This is a genomic window from Vibrio sp. 10N.222.49.A3 (assembly GCF_041475145.1).
Lineage (GTDB): Bacteria > Pseudomonadota > Gammaproteobacteria > Enterobacterales > Vibrionaceae > Vibrio > Vibrio tasmaniensis_A.
Map to the genome: position 1 here is coordinate 1 of NZ_JBFRVM010000018.1, position 21292 is coordinate 21292.

The 21292-nt window shown below is 39.6% G+C and carries 16 protein-coding genes and 3 pseudogenes; 3 read left to right on the forward strand and 16 right to left on the reverse strand.

Features of this window, described 5'->3' with window-relative positions; all coding sequences use genetic code 11:
• Window positions 1-174 precede the first annotated feature (174 nt).
• From AB4589_RS01955 to AB4589_RS01965, 3 pseudogenes are all read left to right on the forward strand, one after another.
• A pseudogene (locus tag AB4589_RS01955) lies at window positions 175-426 on the forward strand (IS66 family transposase zinc-finger binding domain-containing protein); the annotation flags it as partial.
• 50 nt (window positions 427-476) lie between these two features.
• A pseudogene (locus AB4589_RS01960) lies at window positions 477-921 on the forward strand (DDE-type integrase/transposase/recombinase); the annotation flags it as partial.
• 6 nt (window positions 922-927) lie between these two features.
• A pseudogene (locus AB4589_RS01965) lies at window positions 928-1052 on the forward strand (IS5/IS1182 family transposase); the annotation flags it as partial.
• 31 nt (window positions 1053-1083) lie between these two features.
• Here the strand turns inward: AB4589_RS01965 and AB4589_RS01970 are convergent.
• The 16 genes from AB4589_RS01970 to AB4589_RS02045 form a co-directional block, all read right to left on the reverse strand.
• Window positions 1084-2250: a nucleotide sugar dehydrogenase gene (locus tag AB4589_RS01970; RefSeq protein ID WP_372099172.1), complete on the reverse strand. Its 1167-nt coding sequence runs from the start codon at window positions 2248-2250 to the stop codon at window positions 1084-1086.
• Between the two features lie 26 nt (window positions 2251-2276).
• A complete protein-coding gene (manA, locus tag AB4589_RS01975) occupies window positions 2277-3455 on the reverse strand; it encodes a mannose-6-phosphate isomerase, class I (protein WP_372099173.1) in 1179 nt (392 codons plus the stop codon).
• Between the two features lie 19 nt (window positions 3456-3474).
• A complete protein-coding gene (locus AB4589_RS01980) occupies window positions 3475-4908 on the reverse strand; it encodes a phosphomannomutase (RefSeq protein ID WP_372099174.1) in 1434 nt (477 codons plus the stop codon).
• A gap of 22 nt (window positions 4909-4930) precedes the next feature.
• Complete coding sequence (locus tag AB4589_RS01985; protein ID WP_372099175.1) at window positions 4931-6373, reverse strand: mannose-1-phosphate guanylyltransferase/mannose-6-phosphate isomerase; 1443 nt, start codon at window positions 6371-6373, stop codon at window positions 4931-4933.
• 20 nt (window positions 6374-6393) lie between these two features.
• A complete protein-coding gene (locus tag AB4589_RS01990; protein WP_372099176.1) occupies window positions 6394-6867 on the reverse strand; it encodes a GDP-mannose mannosyl hydrolase in 474 nt (157 codons plus the stop codon).
• A gap of 42 nt (window positions 6868-6909) precedes the next feature.
• Entirely contained in the window at window positions 6910-7869 is a 960-nt protein-coding gene (locus AB4589_RS01995) for a GDP-L-fucose synthase family protein (RefSeq protein ID WP_372099177.1), read from the reverse strand.
• An 80-nt stretch (window positions 7870-7949) separates the two neighbouring features.
• On the reverse strand, window positions 7950-9053 hold the full coding sequence (gene gmd, locus AB4589_RS02000; protein ID WP_372099178.1) for a GDP-mannose 4,6-dehydratase: 1104 nt from the start codon (window positions 9051-9053) through the stop codon (window positions 7950-7952).
• 17 nt (window positions 9054-9070) lie between these two features.
• Complete coding sequence (locus tag AB4589_RS02005; RefSeq protein ID WP_372099179.1) at window positions 9071-9814, reverse strand: glycosyltransferase; 744 nt, start codon at window positions 9812-9814, stop codon at window positions 9071-9073.
• A complete protein-coding gene (locus AB4589_RS02010; RefSeq protein ID WP_372099180.1) occupies window positions 9801-11012 on the reverse strand; it encodes an O-antigen ligase family protein in 1212 nt (403 codons plus the stop codon). Before AB4589_RS02010 ends, AB4589_RS02005 begins: the two co-directional genes overlap by 14 nt.
• Complete coding sequence (locus AB4589_RS02015) at window positions 10996-12249, reverse strand: oligosaccharide flippase family protein (RefSeq protein WP_372099181.1); 1254 nt, start codon at window positions 12247-12249, stop codon at window positions 10996-10998. Before AB4589_RS02015 ends, AB4589_RS02010 begins: the two co-directional genes overlap by 17 nt.
• A gap of 24 nt (window positions 12250-12273) precedes the next feature.
• A complete protein-coding gene (locus AB4589_RS02020; RefSeq protein ID WP_372099182.1) occupies window positions 12274-13110 on the reverse strand; it encodes an alpha-1,2-fucosyltransferase in 837 nt (278 codons plus the stop codon).
• Between the two features lie 587 nt (window positions 13111-13697).
• A complete protein-coding gene (locus AB4589_RS02025) occupies window positions 13698-15863 on the reverse strand; it encodes a polysaccharide biosynthesis tyrosine autokinase (protein WP_372099183.1) in 2166 nt (721 codons plus the stop codon).
• A gap of 132 nt (window positions 15864-15995) precedes the next feature.
• Complete coding sequence (locus AB4589_RS02030) at window positions 15996-16436, reverse strand: low molecular weight protein-tyrosine-phosphatase (RefSeq protein WP_372099184.1); 441 nt, start codon at window positions 16434-16436, stop codon at window positions 15996-15998.
• Between the two features lie 119 nt (window positions 16437-16555).
• Window positions 16556-17692, reverse strand: coding sequence for a polysaccharide export protein (locus tag AB4589_RS02035; protein ID WP_372099185.1), 1137 nt, complete (start codon window positions 17690-17692; stop codon window positions 16556-16558).
• A gap of 465 nt (window positions 17693-18157) precedes the next feature.
• Entirely contained in the window at window positions 18158-20425 is a 2268-nt protein-coding gene (locus AB4589_RS02040) for a YjbH domain-containing protein (protein WP_372099186.1), read from the reverse strand.
• Window positions 20425-21279, reverse strand: coding sequence for a capsule biosynthesis GfcC family protein (locus AB4589_RS02045; RefSeq protein WP_372099187.1), 855 nt, complete (start codon window positions 21277-21279; stop codon window positions 20425-20427). Before AB4589_RS02045 ends, AB4589_RS02040 begins: the two co-directional genes overlap by 1 nt.
• Window positions 21280-21292: the final 13 nt, after the last annotated feature.

A 21292-nucleotide genomic window follows, 5' to 3' on the forward strand; every position in this document is an offset into this window, starting at 1 on the left:
TTTTAAACTGGCGTTGACAAAGGCACTGTAATAATCCCAAGTGGCACGGTCTATCTCGTCTCGGGTATCACCGATATGAGAAAGTCGATTGATGGCCTGTTTCTTATTGTCGCGGATGTGCTAGAAATGGGTCCATAGCGCGAAGTACATCAACACACGCCCAATGCCCCTTAATGTGAATGCTGTAATAAACCACTGCATAAATGCGGCATTGAAGTCTCGGAAGAGCTAAAAATAATCCCTCAAAGAGTCAGTGTCGTGCGCCATGAACGCACTAAATATGCTTGCCGTCAGTGCGAAAAAACGCAAACCAGCAGCAAAATTATCACAGCGCCTCGGCCTGCCAATATGCTCCCGAAAAGCATCGGTAGCCCTGAAGCCTTTACTGAAGTTGTGACCACAAAATATGTTGATGCGCTGCCGCTTTAACGTCAGGTCGAGATTTTAAAGCGTTCAGATATTGAGTTAAGTCAAGGGCCTATCTAGCTGTTATCATCGACTTATTTGCTCGAAAACCAGTTGGTTGGGCAATGTCCTTTTCACCTGATAGCCAGTTGACGGTCAAAGCGTTAAAGATGGCTTATGAGTCACGAGGAATACCTACTGAAGTGATGTTCCATAGCGACCAAGGAACGCATTATACGAGTCGAAAATACCGTCAACCGAATAAAGCAGAGTTTATCTCGGAGAGGTAACTGTTGGGATAATAGCCCGATGGAACGCTTCTTCAGAAGCTTGAAAACAGAATGGGTGCCAGCCAGTGGCTATCGCAGTTTAGGTGAAGCTTGGCAGAGCATCATTGGCTACATCATTAGATACTATAGTCAAATCAGGCCGCACCAGTACAATGTTGGCCTAACACCGAATGAATCGGAAAGGCTTTACTGGAAAACTTACAAAACTGTGGCCAATTTTAGTTGACCACTACACTTGGTCGAAAATGCCTTTGCGAGAATTAAGCATTATCGAGCTATTTCAAGTGGATATGATAAGTTTATGCCAGCATGTTATCGCTGGCATTTATGTTGATGTGGCTACCGATGTATTGCTGAACGCGAAATCTACAGCAAAGATCAACACGCCCTAGTCACTACCAAATAAATCTCGAGTATAAACCTTATCTGCAACATCTTGGATATCATCAACCATGCGGTTAGAGACAATCACATCACAGATGGTTTTAAACTCATCGAGATCGTTGATGACTCGTGAGTGAAAGAACTCAGGTTCATCTAATACTGGCTCGTACACCACAACTTCAATACCTTTGGCTTTAATGCGCTTCATTACACCTTGAATACTTGACGCGCGAAAATTATCAGATCCTGATTTCATTATCAATCGGTAAATACCCACACGATTAGGGTTACGCTTGATGATTGAGTCGGCTACAAAATCTTTACGCGTAGTGTTTGCATCTACAATCGCACCAATAATTTCATTCGGTACATCTTCATAGTTCGCGCGGAGTTGCTTAGTGTCTTTTGGTAAGCAGTAACCACCATAACCAAAGGATGGGTTGTTATAGTGACTGCCAATGCGAGGATCAAGACCGACCCCTTCAATAATTTGACGGCTATCTAGGCCATGTGTCTCGGCATAAGTGTCTAACTCATTAAAGTAAGCCACACGAAGCGCAAGGTAGGTGTTTGAAAACAGCTTTACGGCTTCTGCTTCTGTCGAATCTGTAAATAATACTGCGATACCTTTTTTCTCAGCTCCTTCAACAAGAAGGTTGGCAAAAGTTTGTGCACGTTCGCTGCGTTCTCCTACGATAATTCGAGAAGGGTACAAGTTATCGTATAGCGCTTTACCTTCACGCAAAAACTCCGGTGAGAAAATAATATTTTCACAGTTTAGTTCTCTCTTAATGTGAGCAGTGTAACCCACAGGAACGGTAGACTTAATAACCATAACAGCACTTGGGTTAATCGCCATAACATCCTTTATTACCGACTCGACAGAAGAAGTATTAAAGTAGTTAGTCTCCACATCGTAATCGGTAGGTGTAGCAATTACTACATATTCAGCACCTTCGTAAGCGAGCTTTTTATCCAGAGTCGCTACAAAGTTAAGAGTTTTATTTGTCAAAAAATCGGTGATTTCGGTATCAACAATCGGAGATAGCTTATTGTTTAGCATCTCCACCTTTTCAGACATGATATCAACGGCCACTACGTTGTGGTGTTGTGCTAATAACATAGCGTTAGATAGGCCTACATAGCCTGTACCTGCAACTGCAATTTTCATATTACCTAACCAATGATTTATATTTTTTAATTGTAAACTCGAGCTAAACGACCTTTACCTTTATATGTGTACGCTTGCGAGGAAAAAGGCACAAAAACAGAATCGCCAGGAGTTAGTTCTATGAGTTTACCCTGTGATTCCACCACGATATTACTGTCAACACAAAACAAAATTTCCGCGCTATGCACATGTTGCTCTTGCTTAATACCCTTAGCGTAAAGAATATCAAAACCAAAGTCATCAACAGGGATTGGGTACTGCTCTTTATTACCTGTGATTATTGGAGACGTTTTCAAATCTTCTGGCTTTATAGGAATAAATGCTAGATTATCAATCAACTCTGGGATATCAATATACTTAGGTGTAAGTCCTGCGCGAAGGACGTTATCAGAACTCGCCATTACCTCAAGTGCCGTGCCTTGAATGTAAGCATGAGGTGTTTCAGCAAACAAGAACATGGCTTCTCCAGGTGCAAGTTCTACGATGTTAAAGATAAATGGAGACAATAAGCCTATATCACCCTCATAGTGTACCTTAAATGCTTGGCTATATTCGATAGCTTCACGCACCGTTCCCGCTACCGGTTTTTGGTATGCCTCTTCTAACTGTGAAATCACCTTGCTTTTACGCTCATCACTTAACATCATCAAAGAACTAAAGAAACGCTCTAGACCTTTACTATTAGGATAGTGCTTCAATAAACCTACTTCTTTCTTTAGCTCATTAAGCGCAATCCCATCAAACAAATAAATAATCTGTTCGATGGGACGAAAGCCATTCATCGCTTTGTAAGGAGTTATCGCATAGACTAATTCAGGCTTATGGTTTGGATCTCTATAATTGCGATTTGGAGCATTTAAAGCAATACCTTGCTCGTTTTCACGAGCAAAACCCAACTCAGATTTCCATTTATTAGGATGAACCTGAATAGACAGAGGCGTATGGGCAGCTAGTACTTTAAACAAATAAGGCAATTCACCAAAACAACTTTCCGTATAGCTACCTAATACAGCCTTCTTATCGAGTTCAATGATATCTGACAAAAGATCGTCATTTTCTGCGTTACGAGAACAGCCACCAGGGTGTGCTCCCATCCATATTTCAGCTTGCGGTTCGTTAGTAGGGTTTTCAATTCCAAACAGCTCACTGATAGCGGTTTTACTGCCCCAAGCATAGTTTTGAATTTGATTTTTTAGCTTAAACATAACCTTTCACTACTAATACTTAAAACTGACTGACAATAGATAGAATACTATCAACAAGTGCTTTGGCTGTTTCGAAGTCATTTGCTTCTGCATAACAACGAAGCTCAGGTGCATTGCCCGATGGTCTTAAATGAATTATCGTTGAGTCTGAAAGCGATATGCGCAATCCATCTGTATGGTCGCTGTTAGAAACAACCACATTTGTCATACCTAAACGAGCCAACAAGGCGTCAGGACTCTCTTTACCTTGTGCTAAGATTGTTAAGCTTTTTTGTGTCGCAAAGTTCTGAATACGATCACTATGATTGAATCGCGAAGGTAAAGCTGCCACCAATTTTTTAACAGTGGTTTTTTGTTGCTTAGCCAATGAAATCAGCATTAGTGCCGGTAACACAGCGTCCCGTGTTGGTAACGCTTTTAGCACCCTATCGTTAATCCTAACATCACTGCCCAGTAAATAACCACCATTAGCTTCAAAGCCTGCAACCGTTTTGTGCTGCGTAGCGAGATTTTCAAACTCGGCAATTACATATGGTGATCCAATTTTAGTCAGAGATACTATCTCGAATTCAGGAGACTCAGCAATAATAGTGTTGCAACTAACAGGAACTGCTAATGCATCTACTTGAAGCGATTTTGAACAAAGTAAGCCAAGGATATCACCTCTCAACCATTCGCCGTTCTCATCAGCAACTAAAGGACGATCACCGTCTCCATCAGTCGAAAATATAAAATCCAAATTATACTGTTTCGACCAGCTTCGTGCTTTTTCCTTATCAGATTCAGCAACGGCTTCAGTGTCAATTGGAACAAATTCGTCAGTACGCTCCAATGATATGACTTCAGCCCCAAGCGATTCAAAAAGTCCTTGGTAAATATCTCTCCCGGCACTTGAGTGCTCATATATACCAACACGCTTTCCTGCTAGTAAATCTGCATCAAACAAATCAATATAACGTGTTCGGTAAAGCTCAGTTGCTCGGAAATTAATCGTTAACTCAGGCAGGTCATTAATAGCACTAAAGTCTACCCTCTCGGTTAAGATTGCTTGTTCATCTGCTTTAGTAATCTCTCCATCTGGGCGATAGAACTTAATTCCATTGCGGTCAAATGGGATATGAGACCCAGTCACCATGATACAAGGCATCTTGTCTTGCATTGCGGTAAAAGCCAGAGCAGGAGTAGGTACAACACCATAGTAAATCGCATCTACACCGGCATCAGTAAGTGCTTGAATGACTGCTTTTGCCATTGCTGGGCTACTAGGGCGGTTGTCAATTGCAACAGCCATTTGATTGAAAGTAAAATGGCTACGCATTGATGCCACAAATGCGTGAGTAAATGCAGCACAGACGTCCGATGTAAACTGAGTAACGAGCCCTCGCGCGCCACTAGTACCAAACTGAACGCCTGAAGCACCAAGCACTTCACTACTGATTAATTTTGTTACCATAATTTCCTATCTCAATAAGTAGTTAGTAGTCGCCGCCAAACTTAGATGCTTGCTCATCAAAGCGAACAATATCGTCTTCTTCTAAGTACGATCCAGAACGAACTTCAATCAGCTCCAAAGGCACTTGCCCTGGGTTTTCTACGGAGTGCGGAGTCCCTACTGGAATATAAGTGGACTGATTTTCAGTAAGAAGGAAAGTTCCATCTCCTTTTGTCACTTTAGCCGTACCTGACACGACAACCCAATGCTCAGCTCGATGGTGGTGCATCTGAAGAGCTGTCTTCTCTTTTGGCTTAACTAACACTTGCTTCACATGGTAACGCTCACCTTCAGATACCGTCTCATGAGAACCCCATGGGCGATATACCTCTTGATGCTGCTGACACTCTACTCGGTTTTGTTGTTTTAGTTGATTAACAATCGACTTAACATCTTGAACCTTGTCTTTATCCGCAACTAGCAGTGCATCTTTCGTCTCTACAACGATAAGATTTTCAATGCCAACGGTCGCAATGAGTTTATCTTGTGAATAAATATAACTATTCTTTGTCTGCTCAGTTAACACATCACCGCGAGTTGCATTACCCTGTTCATCTTTATCATTCACGTCCCAAAGTGCAGACCAAGAACCAACATCACTCCAATTTGCGTCCATTGGAACAACAACAGCTTTTTCTGTTTTTTCCATGACAGCAAAATCTATGGATTCGTCTGGGATTTGTGAGAACAATTCAGATGACATGCGAATAAAGTCTAGGTCGTCAAAGTGGCTATCGTAGGCACTTTCACATGCTTTCAAGATATCTGGTCGGAACTTTGCTAATTCTTCAAGATAAGTAGATGCTTTGAATAAAAACATACCACTGTTCCACAAGTAGCTACCATCGTCTAGATATTGCTTTGCAGTTTCGAGATCTGGCTTTTCAACAAAGCTATCAACACTAAAGCCTCGACTCTCATCCGCAGCAGTAACCGTAGCACCGGTTTTAATATAGCCATAACCTGTTTCTGGTGCATTCGCTTTTATACCGAAAGTTACCATATCACCACGTTGTGCGTACGGAATGGCAGCTTGCACCGATTGATGGAAAGATTGAGTATCTTTAATCACATGATCAGCCGCAAGAACTAACATCAAAGAATCTTCATATGAAGTTTTATTTTCAGATAGAGCAAATTTTGCTGCTAAAGCAATAGCGGGAGCAGTATTCCGCCCTACTGGTTCCAATAGTATTCCACTATGATTGCCATTAATACGGCGAAGTTGTTCAGCAACTAGGAATCGATGTTCTTCATTGCAGATCACAAATGGCGCATTGTGTTCTAAACCAACCATGCGGCTCAACGTTTGTTGAAGCATGGTTTGTTCACCAGTTACTGCAAGGAATTGTTTGGGATATTTTGAACGAGATAGAGGCCACAAACGACTGCCTGAGCCGCCGGCCATAATTACAGGAATAAGCATAGTCAACTCGTTGTTTTTAATTAAGTGATAGTTTTAGTTATTTTTTGAAAATACCATTTAGTATGAATATGTACACTATCACAGGTCAATAATTCATCTTGATTATACCAACGGTAACGAGAATGCTGTACATCCATGGGTAAGTTCAATTCAGAGCGATTGACAATGAGCTTGTAGGCAATCGCGACATAATGAGTAGTACAGTCATTGCCAAACACATTGTCATTATAGAGGTGTGTATAAGGTCCCTTCAGTGTTGCTTGAGAGAGCTTAAACTCATGCCCAAGCTCCTCCAAAGTTAAACGAGCAAAGGCATCTTCAAGCTTTTCATCTTTAAGAATACGACCACCGGGAACAAACCAGAAACCTTGAGCTGGTCGATTCAAACGCTCCCCAAGTAAAACTTGACCACTTTCATCCTCAATAACTAAGTCAATTGAAACTAACGGGGTACTTTCAATCACTTGAGAAAAACGTTGTTTGCTTAAAAACATTTGCTTTGTTTAAACCCTTACATTAGCTCTACCCTAGGTACTTTAACCGCGATAATTTTCTTGATTCTCTAGAAACCACTGGTAAGTCATAGTTAAACCATCTTCTAGGCTCGTTTTTGCTTTCCAACCTAGACTCTTTAAACGTGAAACATCCATTAACTTACGAGGAGTACCGTCTGGTTTCGTAGTGTCAAATTCAATTTCGCCGTCAAAACCAACCACTTTTGCAACAGTTTCAACGAGTTCACGGATAGTACAATCCACACCTGTACCTACGTTTATGTGACTAAGCATTTCTTGCGTATTTTCTAGATACGCCTCTTGACCTAGATTCATTACGTAAATTGAAGCTGCTGCCATATCATCTACATGCAAAAACTCTCGCATAGGTTTACCGCTACCCCACGCAACAACTTTACTGTCGCCATTCAATTTTGCTTCGTGGAAGCGACGCAACAATGCGGGAATGACGTGAGAATTTAGAGGATGAAAATTATCATTTTCACCATACAAATTAGTTGGCATTACTGATCGATAGTTGCGAGCATATTGGCGATTATAAGACTCGCACATTTTGATACCTGCAATCTTAGCAATTGCGTAAGGCTCATTGGTTTCTTCCAAAGTTCCGGTCAACAAAGAGTCTTCACGCATCGGTTGTTGTGCAAACTTTGGATAAATACAAGACGAACCCAAGAATAGTAAATCTTGAACACCATGCAGATGTGCTGAGTGAATAATATTGTTTTGAATCGTCAAATTTTGGTAAATAAACTCAGCAGGGTACGTATTGTTAGCAACAATTCCACCGACTTTCGCGGCCGCAAGGTAAACTTGATCAATATGGTGATTCGTAAAAAACGCCTCGACAGCCAGTGCATCTAACAGGTTAAGCTCATTACGATCTTTAGTAATCACTTCTACTGAAGAGTCTTTAGATAGTTGACGAACAATAGCTGAGCCAACCATACCTTTATGACCAGCAACAAATACTCTTTTCATACTAGTTCCGATAATATAAATAGAAAAAGCAGAGCCCAAATGGGAACTCTGCAATATAAACGAATCAGTATACTGATTAATTAGCTTTCTAGTGAGATCGCAACGTCAAATCCGTGTTCTTTTAGAACTGCGTGTTGTTTTGCCTTATCGATATCAGATGCAACCATTTCTGCACACATTTCTTCTACAGTGATCTCTGGGGTCCAACCAAGTTTAGCTTTCGCTTTGCTTGGGTCGCCAAGTAGTGTCTCCACTTCCGCTGGACGGAAGAAGCGAGGGTTTACTTTCACAATGACATCACCAACTTTCACTTTTGGTGCTTTTTCTTCATCGATAGCTACCACAGTAGCAATCTCATCAATACCTTCGCCGGAAAAGTCAAGTTCGATCCCCGCTTCCTTCGCTGACAAGCGGACAAACTCGCGCACAGAGATCTGCTTACCAGTAGCAATAACAAAATCTTCAGCCTTCTCTTGTTGCAGCATCATCCATTGCATTCGAACGTAATCTTTAGCATGCCCCCAGTCACGCAAAGCATCCATGTTGCCAAGTTCTAAGCAAGATTCCAGACCTTGAGAGATGTTAGCGATAGCTCGAGTAATCTTACGAGTTACAAAAGTTTCACCACGACGTGGTGACTCATGGTTAAACAAAATGCCATTACATGCGTACATACCGTAAGATTCGCGGTAATTCACAACAATCCAGTATGCGTACATTTTTGCTACAGCGTATGGAGATCGTGGATAAAAAGGCGTTGTTTCACGCTGAGGAGTTTCACGAACTTCACCGTAGAGCTCTGAGGTAGAGGCTTGGTAAAAGCGAGTTTTCTTTTCCAAACCGTTAATACGGATCGCTTCCAGAAGACGAAGAGTACCCATGCCGTCTACATCAGCAACATACTCTGGAGACTCGAAAGAAACCGCTACATGCGACATTGCACCCAAGTTATAGATTTCGTCAGGTTGAATTTCTTTAACTAATCGAATTAGGTTTGAAGAATCCGTAAGATCGCCATAGTGCAGTTTAATACTTGCACCTCCGTTTACCAGCGCATCAATACGTTCTGTATTGTAGGATGATGCTCGACGAATAAGACCGTGAACTTCATAACCTTTTTCAACTAGAAGCTCAGCTAAGTAAGAGCCGTCTTGGCCAGTAATACCGGTAATAATTGCTTTCATTTAATATTTCCAATAAGTCATTTAATAAGAGCACGCAAAAATCTAGCAAGTGAGTATATCTTATGGCGCAGTTTAAGGCTATGACGATGTTTCGTATAAAACTGTACCATACCTTTTTTCTTATTTGAAGAAACGCGAGTTAGAGATGGATCATCATGACATATATATAAGAATTCATTTATTTTTTTTGCATCACCATACATTGCTATAACTCTGAACCACATATCATAATCTTGTGATGCAACAAACTCTTCATCAAATAGGCCAGCTCCTAGTAGTTTTTCTTTTCTAATTAACACTTGAGAGCCTACTTTATTGCTATATTTCATCGATTCTAAGTCAATATTTATGTCGTATTCTTTCTCAAAAGTAACTAGCCCTGATGAAGGATTATAATTCTTATTATAGGAACAAACTAAAGAAGGTTCGATATCGAAAGAACTATGAAAAATCATTAGTTTTTCTAGCCTATCTTCTGTAAATTCATCATCATCATCTAACCCAGAAATAAAAGAACCAGTAGATGCACTTATTCCAGAATTCCTTGCACTACAAGCACCTAAGCTAGAAGTATTTCTCACAAACTTAATATTACCGCTCGAATAACAGTCTACTACTCTCTTATATAATTCAGGGTCTGACCCATCATCAACAACAATAATTTCTATGTTTTTATATGATTGAGAACGCACCGAGCGGATAGCTCTGTGGAGTTCTTTTTCTCTATCTTTGGTTGTAATAATGACACTAATCTTTTCCATTTTCGCTAGCCCGTTTTAAAATAAATAAATTCATCCCTAGTAACATAAAGATCCATGGGTATACATACGATCTAGAGAAAATAATAACACAAGTTAAGTAAAGTAAAACAGGCAGTAAATTCATGCACCTTGTTTTACCCATGATAATATTGACCACATTAAAAAATGTAAACAACATGGAATATATAATCAAAGCTAACCCAATAAATCCATATTGTCGCCAAAAAGACAATATATTGTGAGAGTAGACTCCCCATTTATTAGAACCATGAAAGCTAGCATCTAATTGACCTGCAAAATCACCGATAATTGGTGATTGCATAATCCGTTCCCATGAATAACGCATAATATCATTTCGCTCATCAAAAGAATCTCCTGAAAAGCCAGTGAAAATTCTCAGAGAATAACCAGAGACATTATCATAAGCAAAGATTCCAACCACATAGAATATAAAGCAAAACAAAAACAAGAGAATTATGTTCTTCAAGTTAAAGCCTGAGCCTAATACTTCCTTTATCAAAAATGCGACAACAAATGTATATAACGCTGTCCTAGATGATATAAAAAACAATAACACTGCTGATATAAGGAACACTACATACTTATTGATACCATTAACAAAATATAAAAGTAATAAAGATGTCAACGCAAAGTAATCCGATAACGTTAAGGTAAATGAGCGGTCAGAGGGGTTCCTTGAATTGAGAAAATCTAAAGAAAGAATTGACATATTTGATGATATTACAATAGAAAAACTCGCTAACACCCATAAAACAAAGTGCCATTTTTTATATTCATCCTTAAGAATATAATGAAAATTTGCCGATATAAATATTAAACTTAAGTATTTAATTAAAATAGGAAAGTGATACTCGAAAGACGAGATACTTTCATTGCTAGAGCCATACCCAATAAGTTCAAAAGTAACTAATATTGATAATAAAAACCATAGCAAGATAGATATTATTATAAAACCATTTATCAAACTCAATAAGTCAAACCGAACAGCAACTCTTAGCTTTGAAATGAAATATATAATACATAAAATAGAAGATGCTATAAAGCCTATTACCTGTATTGATTCAAGAGAGGTAAATATTATATTAAAGTTTTTAGATAAAATAGATATAACACCAAAAGGAAAGACCATTAAATAGCTATATAATGCAGCCCTACCAAAGCTAAAGTTTAATATCATTGCTTCTAAACCTATAAAATGACAATAAAGAACTTAATACAACTCGAATTAACCAAGACTCTTTAAATAAAGCAGGAATTACCAAATTTGAAATGGTAAGAGATATTAAAATAGACACAATTACACCATTCACCCCCCAGACAGGTATTAAAAAATAACTCAATGAAATATTAATAATCATTCCAGCTACTATTCTAAACATTCGATGAATTGGATTACCTAGATAAGATTGCACTTGACTCACAAACATACCTATAAAGTTAAGAAAAATTGTCAATTGATAAAAAATAGCAGTATTCATAGGTATAAGCCAGCCCTTTTCTTCTGCTGTGGAATAATATATCCCATATAGCGTAACCGAAAATAAGAAGGAGACAAATGCAACTATATGAATCAACCTTGAGTAATTTTCAATGAACTTCGGAGTTATACCTAATTTGTATGCACGAGGAAGATAAAGTGCTCCAATAACAGTAGGTAAAAAAACAAATAAATCCGAAACTCTGGATAAGACCGAAAATGCACCAACATCGCTCAATGGCAAGAAGTAAGCTAATAAGTATTGATTAAATCTACTATAAATAACTATTGAAATAGATGATAACATTGTTGGAAAACAAAGAAAGCTCATTTCCTTATATGTTATTTTTTCTTTTTCCTCTATCTCTTTAACTATAGAATACTTCCTCCAGAATACAAAGCTAACTGGACAAACTTCCATAAAAAAGCATATTATTAGCACACTAATAATATAGTCGAAAAATAGAAATAGTGATAATAACTTTAAGGTAAAACAGAACAATAAAACTAAGATCTTATCAACAATATACTCAGAGTAATTATCATTATGATATGAAATATTTTCTCGATAAGAAGTAACAGTATAAAAAAGGAGGAGAGTAATCAAAAAAACATCTAAGTTATTTATTATTTTTATGTCTATTAAATTAAAAAAAGCAAATGAGCTAACACTTAACACCAAACATATTAACAATCTTAATTTTATAATCTTTCTAATACAATCACTTGAATCATAGTCAACAAGAATCCTGTTTCCTACAGTTTGAAAACCAAAAACAATTATACTAAATAGTAAAAAACAATATCCTTCAATGAGAGAAAACTCCCCAAAATCCTGGGGTTGTAGTTTTGAAGAAACAAGAAATATCGTAATAAGTGCTGATGCTGACTTAATAGCTTTTTCAAGTAACGACAAAAATTCTTTACTTCTAAACATTAATATATCTCAAGAAAATAAACACTACACTAAGTGCCAATTCTTACAAGGACTAGGATAATACTTATACCCTCTATCTTTGGGATAAACAACCTTTTCACTCTTTGAAAAATATGCTCCCCACCATGCGAAAGAACTGTTCGAGCATATTATACGCTCAAAAGAACTAATAGAAATCAGAGTTTCTTCTGCTGTGAATAAAAAACCTTCATCAAAATAGTCATAATTCAAGCCGGATAAAACACTGCTTGAAAATTCGATAGAATCTGTAAAGACTAAAATACGATCTTTGTTCTTGTTATAATTCAATTCCAATAGTGCAGCATTAATATAATCTTTATCAATACTACACACTTCATCTTTAACTTCGTTATAGCTTCTCAAATGAATAGCAATGGTATCTTCACTTGAATATTTACGTTGTACCTTATCTCGAACCGAATTAACGTATTCACTACCTTCATAACTATCAAAAACAACTTCGTCATTTAAGTATTTTTCATTCTGAAAATAACCAAAGAAGTAATTATCTTTATCATCGTTTATGACAAAATCAGCATGCTGATTACTTCGATATTCAAAGTGATAATTATTAAAAATTCTGTTAGATAATAGATATCTCCCAAATTTCATAAAAATTAGGCGTAGATACCTATTTTTGAAAAAATAGCTACTCTCAAATTTAATGTCAAACCCTAATAGCTCCAAGCCTAACGCTCTTGAAAATTTATCATAGCCGTAACTGTCTTTATTAAAAGAGGGTTCTAAATCATTGTCCTGCGCGACAGATACTAGCGAAAAGTATATAAACAACTGATTTCCTAATCCACCCTGCAAAAAACCCACTGCCTTTTTACTCATATTATTACCTTATTGCTAATGTTCAGCTTATAAAAATAAAATTAAATATTCTGCTTAAGATAAAATATCAATAACACTTCAGCTATAAAATACCAACAACACTTAAGCTATAAAATTACTGGCATTAATTTCTATTTACATCACGAATAATTGATGATAATTTCAAATCAATACACACTTATAAAAATTATTTTTATTTTCTATAAAACCCAAGTGACAATTGGACTTCCCAATACCTAATAGGTAACAAAGTCATTTTAAAGCCAAAAAACCACTTTCCAAGTTAATTGGTATTGAATATTATCTCATGCTTGTTGATAAATTAACAAGCATGAGGTTTATTGAGTTCGAACATCTCTTCAATAAATAGGTGACTATTTTATTCAAGGTATTTTATCGGGGCTAACGCACCTTAAATTAGAAGTAATCAACCTGATTGGTTCAGAAATTATCGCAGTTAAACTCTAACTAAACTACTTTACAACATCTCCGAAATAACGGCAACCCAAGCCTAACTCTAACTCTAAGGTAGCGATTAGACTCACTACACTCTATCTTATCACTTACTCATGTCTGATATTCGGCTCCTATTTTTTATCACTAGAGTACGTATAACTATAATACCCATAAGAGGTAGAAGCTTTTTTCTCTATTGCATTGAAGATAACGCCTTTCACTTCGATACCTGATTGTTCGAAACGATTACGAGCGACATCAATTTCTTTAATTGTATTTTGACCAAAACGAGCAACCATTAATGTAGTGCCCGCAAAAGCTCCAACAATACTTGGGTCTGTTACCGCAAGAACTGGCGGAGTATCAACAATCACTAAATCATACTCTCTTGAAGCCCAATCCATTAGTGCCGCAAAGCGTGGATGCATTAACAATTCAGATGGGTTTGGTGGCACTTGGCCTCGAGTAATTATATCTAGATTAGCTACTGATGCTGTCTTAATGAATTGAGTAAAGTCTTGCTTACCACTTAACAAATCAGAAAGGCCGTTGTCCCACTTAAAACCAAAACTTTGTTGTAGGTAACCTTTACGCATATCTGCGTCAATCAGCAGCACTTTTTGACCTGTTTTTGCTGCTACAGCTGCGAAGTTGGTTGAGATAAATGACTTACCGATACCCGGCGCAGGGCCTGATATCATCAGAATGTTATTCTTTGCTTCTAACATCGCAAAGTGCAAACTGGTACGCAAGCCACGTAGTGCCTCGATGGACAGATCGGCAGGGTTAGATTCGGCAAGCAGTGCCTGCGTTCCCTTAGTTTTCTGTTTCTTCAATTTAAAGCGATTAGTTAGCTCTACTTGTAAATCTGATTTTGGTACAGCTGCATACACGGGAAGGCCAATTTGTTCAATTTGGTCCGGGCTTTCAACACCGCGATGGAACGCTGCTTTCACGAGTACTAATGCAACACTTAACATCCCACCCAGTAGCGTTGCTAATACAACAATCAGCGGCTTCTTAGGTTTTACAGCGTGAGCATACGCTTGAGCGTCATCTAAGATACGAACGTTACCGACCGTACCAGCTTTAATGATGCTTAGCTCTTGAACCTTATTTAAAAGCTGGATGTAAATTTGTTGGTTTACTTCAACATCACGAGTCATACGCAGTACTTCGCGTTGTGTTCTCGGTAACTTTTGTACTTGCCTATTTAAGCGCTCTTTCTCACTCAACAGCGTTTTACGCTTATCAAGTAAAGCTTTGTATGCTGGGTGATCTTTAGTAAAGCGCTGGCTGATTTCACTCTCTTTAAACGTCAGTTCATTCAACTGCGCTTCAAGCTCAACCATTACCTTCAAGGTTGATTGTGCTTCCAAGCCCAAGTCGATCGATTCATTTTTTTGGCGGTAATTGTTTAGTACGTCTTCATAACCGGTTAGCTCAGATTTAATGCCCGGAAGATGACTTTCTAAGAAAGATAGGCTCTTCTCTGCTTCCGCTGAATTACGTTTCACGTTTTGTAAAAAGTAAATCTGACTAATATGGTTGAGAATATCAGATATCTGTTGTTTATTTTCACCTTCAAAGCTTAGCTTCAAAATACCACTTTGCTTGCCTAGCTCAGACAAAGACAAAGAAGACTTCAACCATTCTATAGCTTCCAATCGGCTACGCTTGCTAATTGAGAATTCAAAATTGTTATGTGACTCGAAACCTGCTACAAACAAGCTGTAATCATCAGTGGTTGCTAGCTCACCCACTCTACCTTGCAGAATAATGCGTTCATCGTCACGTACCAATTGGTAAGTTCCCTGCTCGGCATCGAGAATTTTAATCGTGTGTGCGTAGCTGTTCACATAGCTTGGCAAAGTAAAACGGCTAACCACAACATGATTTATGTCGCCGGTTAAGCGAGCAAACCCCTTACCGACAATTGGCACATAGTTCGGAGATAGCACAGTAGTAAGATTGAATTTATCGACCGTTTCACCCAAAATCATGCGAGATTTGATGATCTCAACTTCTGTAGTAGCAGAAGACTCCTGAGAGAACAACTCGCCCATGTCACCGACCATCGATGAAATGCCGCCAGAGCTCTTTTCTTCAATTTGAATCAGCGCATCGGCTTTGTATATCGGCGTTGAAAGCAGGGCAATCGCAATACCAAACACAGCAAAAGCGAATGTGGTTAGCATAATTAGCCATTTAGCGTCTAACAGAATGCCAAGCAGTTTGCCTAAATCTATCTCACCAGAGTTATCTGCGTGTGATTGCTGAGATGGTTGTGTTGTCATCAGATTACTACTTCCTAAATTATTACTATTTAAGAGACATTAAATACGCTTTGCGTACTTCTCTTGTTATTAATTCTGTTGGTGGTTTCGCCGCGCTTACGATGAGGCCTCTATTATGTTAAAATATGAAGCCTACAGCTTTTTCGCCCAAGCTTGCGCTGCCTCATCAATCAGTCTGTAAGCGTGTTCAAACGCCTCACGACTTTGACGGTAAGGATCAGGGATGTCTTTCTGACCAATCCATTGGCCAAACAGCATAGTTTTACCACGAGCCTCTGGTGATATTTTAGTAAGCGCTTCTAAATGCCCCTTCTCCATCACCAAGATCAAGTCATACTGAGCGCAAAGCTGTGGCGTGACTTGCTGAGACTGATGATTTCCAACATCTACTCCATTTTCAGCGGCAATCAAAATTGCTGTATCGTCCGTTGGTTTCCCAATTAAACGACTCTTTTCAGCAGCAATGCCGGCAGAGGCTACTTCTTTATTAGGCAACAGCTTTTGAAGAACCCGTTCTCCGGTAGGTGAACGACAAATGTTACCCACGCAGACGACCAAAATTTTATTAAACATAACTGATTTCTAACTGTAATGGGCTTAAGAAGCTACACATACTTATAAACTAAACGAGCTTCTAAACATAAAAATCAGGCCACATATGAAATGTGACCTGATGATGACTCTATCTAAACCTAAGGCCAGTTACGGATACGCAATGCACCTTCAGTCAAATTATTAATTCCGTCAATGGTTGGTAGTAACTGCCCGACAACACGGTTCCAGCGGCTGATTGGTGCTGCCGTTACATAAACAATATCGTAAGGTTTTAAATCAAACTCGGTACCAATCACCAGTGCTGAGGCATCTTCTATATTGAGTTGGTAAATATCGGCCATACGTTCTGATTTATCATCAGAAGTTCGAATCACAAACACACCCGTTGCATCAGCAGTGAGTTCGTTGATTCCGCCGACATTACTTAATGCTTCGGTTAAGCTCATTCCTACGCGATCAATTTTCAATAACTTAGGTTCTTTAACTTCCCCCATCACAAAGACTTTCTGTTTATCATTTCGAGGCACATGGACAATATCACCTGCTTGCAGTAAACGGTTTTGTGTGAGGTCCCCACGTTGCATCAAACCATGAAGCGAGATGTTTTCTTCCGTACCATCACGCGTTAATGAAACATTACGCCAGTCGGCCTCTTCAGATAAACCGCCAGAACGGTTCACAGCATCTAATAACGTTAAGGGAATATTGGTAATCGCTTGCTGGCCTGGTTTAGACACTTCACCTGTAATGTAGGTTTTCTTAGAGCGGAAGGCCGCCACGTTAACATCAACCTGAGGGCTTTCTATGTATTTCGCCAAACGTGCTGCTATGTCAGAACGAATTTCGCGAACGGTTTTTCCTGATACTTCTACTGTACCAATGTACGGGTAAAAAATTGTGCCGTCAGCATGAACCCAGTTTCCAGCTTCGGTACTACTACGGTACGAACCGGCTGGAATAGTCAGTTCAGGATGGTCCCAAATGGTAATGTTCAAAATATCACCGACACCCACTTGGTATTCATATTTTGCGATATCAATATCAAGCTTAGGGTTGGCTTGTGAAACCGACAGAGTGTTTGTTTGGTAACTCGATACAGATTGAGCCGTCAGTGGGTAAAGGTTAACCACATCAGAAATATCAGACTTATGCTGTTGCTCTGAAGGCTGAATCACATTCTTGTTGCCTGTCGAAAGGTGAGAGCCAGGAGTTGCACACCCTGCTAATAATGCAGGAAGGAGCCCTACTAGGAGTCGATTTTTATTAATCTTCATGTTGACCAATTCATAGAAACGAAATGTGGGCGATATCCCAAAAGATACCCGATAAAAAGAGAATTTAGCTATTGTAGCTCTCACACCATGTTATAAGCATTAAAGTAAAAGGGTTTATACCTGATTGACTCACCGCACTTGTACGCAGGCTCAGGAACGCTACCGCCCCTTGATATTCCGCGAAATCACACTGCGTGAGTTAATTTTCCCTAACAAATAAAATAGAAATTAGAACAGGGATTTTGTAAAGCTTTCCGCAAAGGTACCAATTTTCATATACTTACCTTACTGCTCGTGCATTATCCATTATTCATTATTATTATCAACCTCATTAGCTGAGTTTAAAGTAAAACTATAGAGCCGAGATCACATAAGATTAAGTATCAAACAAACACCTAACTCCTCGAATATCGAGGGTTAGGGTGTATACTGTCTCCTCCCCCTATAATTCCCCTTTCACTCTATTTATTTCACACTACTTGGCCTTTGGAACCAAGGAGAACGAGCATCGGTTTGATCGAACAAGTTATACTGCTTGTTCAATACTTGCCCGCCATCACGAGTGATAGGTAACCAGGTAAAGCCTGCGCGACTTGAACTTGGCTTCACAGTGACTAAATCAAACGGAATCGACACATAAAAGCCTTTGGTATAGCTGCCTTCACCGTATTCTTCGGTAGTCATGTCTGTTAGGCTGACAAACGCGCCGGCAATCACACCGCTCTTGAACTGCTTAGAGAAGTCGACCCGAGTACCAATATCACCGGCAAGAAATTTACCGATGCCAACTTTAAGTAAAGTATCGTTCAAGAAATCCCATTGTGGGGTGTAGTAACCGGTGATGAAGCCAGTCGTACCTTTATCGATTACTTTGTACGTTCGGTTGCTATCACCAGGGTTGACTTGGTTCTCTTGATCAAACGTGCCAAACCAGCTTTCTGGATCGCGCTGGCTTATTGCTGTCATGTCTGCGCCAATCGCCCAGTTTTGGTTGAATGGACGATACAGGATTTCGCCACCCACACCCGCGAACATGCTCTCTAGGTAACCACCGTAGGCTTGGGTGTAGACACCGCTGCCATAGTCTTCAAACCACGTCAGTTGTAAACGGTCTAAACGAACCGGATCATCAACATAAGAGCGGAACAAAGTTCTTACTCTTGGTGTTTGGTCAGTGCCGTCTGATGGGATTTCGTAATTAAACTTATCGTAGTTATCGATTAAGTTGACGTAAAGAGAGCCCGACAGTTCAACATTGTTTAACGCCCAGAACGAAGCATTGGTGTATAAACCCAAACTGTATAGGTAGAAGTTTTCAGCTGAACCAAACGATTGAGCGAGGTTTGGTGAAATCGACACATCGAATCGCTCACGCCCATCATGATAGATAACTGATTTCTTACGTTCTAATTCGTGAGTGTGCGAAGCATCATTGGTATGAGCGTTAAGATAATTGTTGTTCGCTGCCGCTTTGAACGCTTGTGCATTTACCGTTGTCTCGGTGAGTTCCAACGATTTATCATTTTCGATTATTTTGTAAGTATCAATGTAACTCGGTACCGCGTTGGCAATCACGGTCGCACCGCGTTCAAGGGCGATATCTCTGTCTCGATATTTAACCTGAGTGCCTTTTACCACAATGCTGTTATCGTCGACCAAGATTTGCGCTTGTTCATAGCCAGCAATCGTTTCAAGTTGGTTTGCAAAGGCCGCCATATCAATGTCATCAACCGTCTCGACACCACTCGGGCGCAACTCTGCTGTTTCGGTATCTCGCCACACCGAATACATTTCATTAAAATTGGTAGAGAGAGCGAAACCAAGGGTTAGCGTATCACCTCGCTCGTAGCTCACTTTAGCAGAACCCCAATCGGTGAAACGGTACACAGCTCCCACGTTCCATGGCGTGTGTTGTGTCATGTCGACCCCACCACGTACTACTGGGAAGTCTTGAGAATAATCATTGCCATCGTATTCAAGCTTCAAGGTTAACGGCTTATAAGGGGTTTGATATTCAAAGCCACCATAAATCGCCGCATCGCCTTTAAACCAACGTTCAAAATCGACACTGCCACCATTGCCTTTAATATCTGACGGGCGATCACAATACTTGTCACTGGCTTTACACAATGGGTTAGTGAAGTTACCACTGGTGCCCATGTATCCCCAAGCCATGCCCAAGGTAAAATCAACAGGGCCAAAGCGTTTGGTCGCCGCAACAAACTCACCATCAAATAAACCGGTACCACCAAAGTCACGCATACCGACCGATACTTCCGGTAAGTAGTACCCTTCTTCGATTAGACGCAGCTTAAAGTCGATGCCTTTATCGGTGTATTTAGTACAGCCACTGAATGAGTTTTGAGAGCAATCTTGATCCGCGCCTCCGCTATAAAGCAGATCCTGTACTTGTGTATAACGAATGGTGGTTTCTAGCCAAGGCATCACCTGCAGACTCACGTTATAAAAATGGTATTCATTATTAAACGAAGCACTAAAGTTGAACTCACCTTCTGGTGCCATTCGGCCTGTTGGCATTTGCATTAAGCCAACACCACCAAAGTTCATTTGCGACGTTCTATATTCGGTATCGTCGAATGATGATTTATCAGCTCGAATCGAAGACGAATCAATGGCGGTCTCTGCGTTAACCGACACACTACCAGTCATTAATAAAGCGCAGGTAACCGATGTGCACACTGCTGATAGAGGGAATGATTTCTGTTTCAGCATTACAGGCCAACCTTATGACGTAGCAAATCGACAATATCTTGGTTCAACGTTGCGTATTCCGATGGCAAAGAGTAAAACGCCATAAATACGATAGCACCTGGCGCTAAATAAACCGGCTGTTCATTCCAGTACGCATATTGAATGGTTTGCACCATGCCATCTGGCTGAATAACATACGCCACGCTTTTATCTGCTGACTCACCAATAAAATCACTCGGTAATGCATAGAGATAATCGTTCAGCGTTCCATGTTCAATCAAATTCAATCTTACAGAATCTTTCATTACACCCATCACCTGAATGGACGTTGATCGTTGCGGTAAGTACAGAGAAAATGCTTGAGTTTGACTGTTCGGCGCTTTTGTTATGGCAGCAGATAACTTGTTAGTATTAGAACTTGAAACAAGCAACGGGTTCTTATCTGATTGAGATATAACGGCATTGCGGTCTAACTCAATAAAAACTCGATTGAGATATTGGAAAGAAGCTAATTGTTGCTTTACCAGTTTTGCTTCTGACTCTTCTACTGCAAAAGCTTCAAGCTGGTTAAATACATTGCGCTTTTTGGCTTCGATAGCTTCAGTATTGGCTTTATCAAACAGTTGAGCCGAAAGGGGAAAGTAACCAATACTGCCGTTCGCATTCACGTTAACGTCGTCTAATACCTGAAGCAGTCGAACGTCAGCTTTATACTCAAACGTTACACCTTGAAGGGGAAGTTCAACCGTTGTCTTAATCGGAGAGGCGTTGCTAACAGTGCACAGAGAGAACAGCGTACTCAACACCAACAGAGCTCTCACCACTGGTAACCGACGTCCCGTCATTTTTGATACATGACTCATATAATTCATCATTTTCGTTCATTAC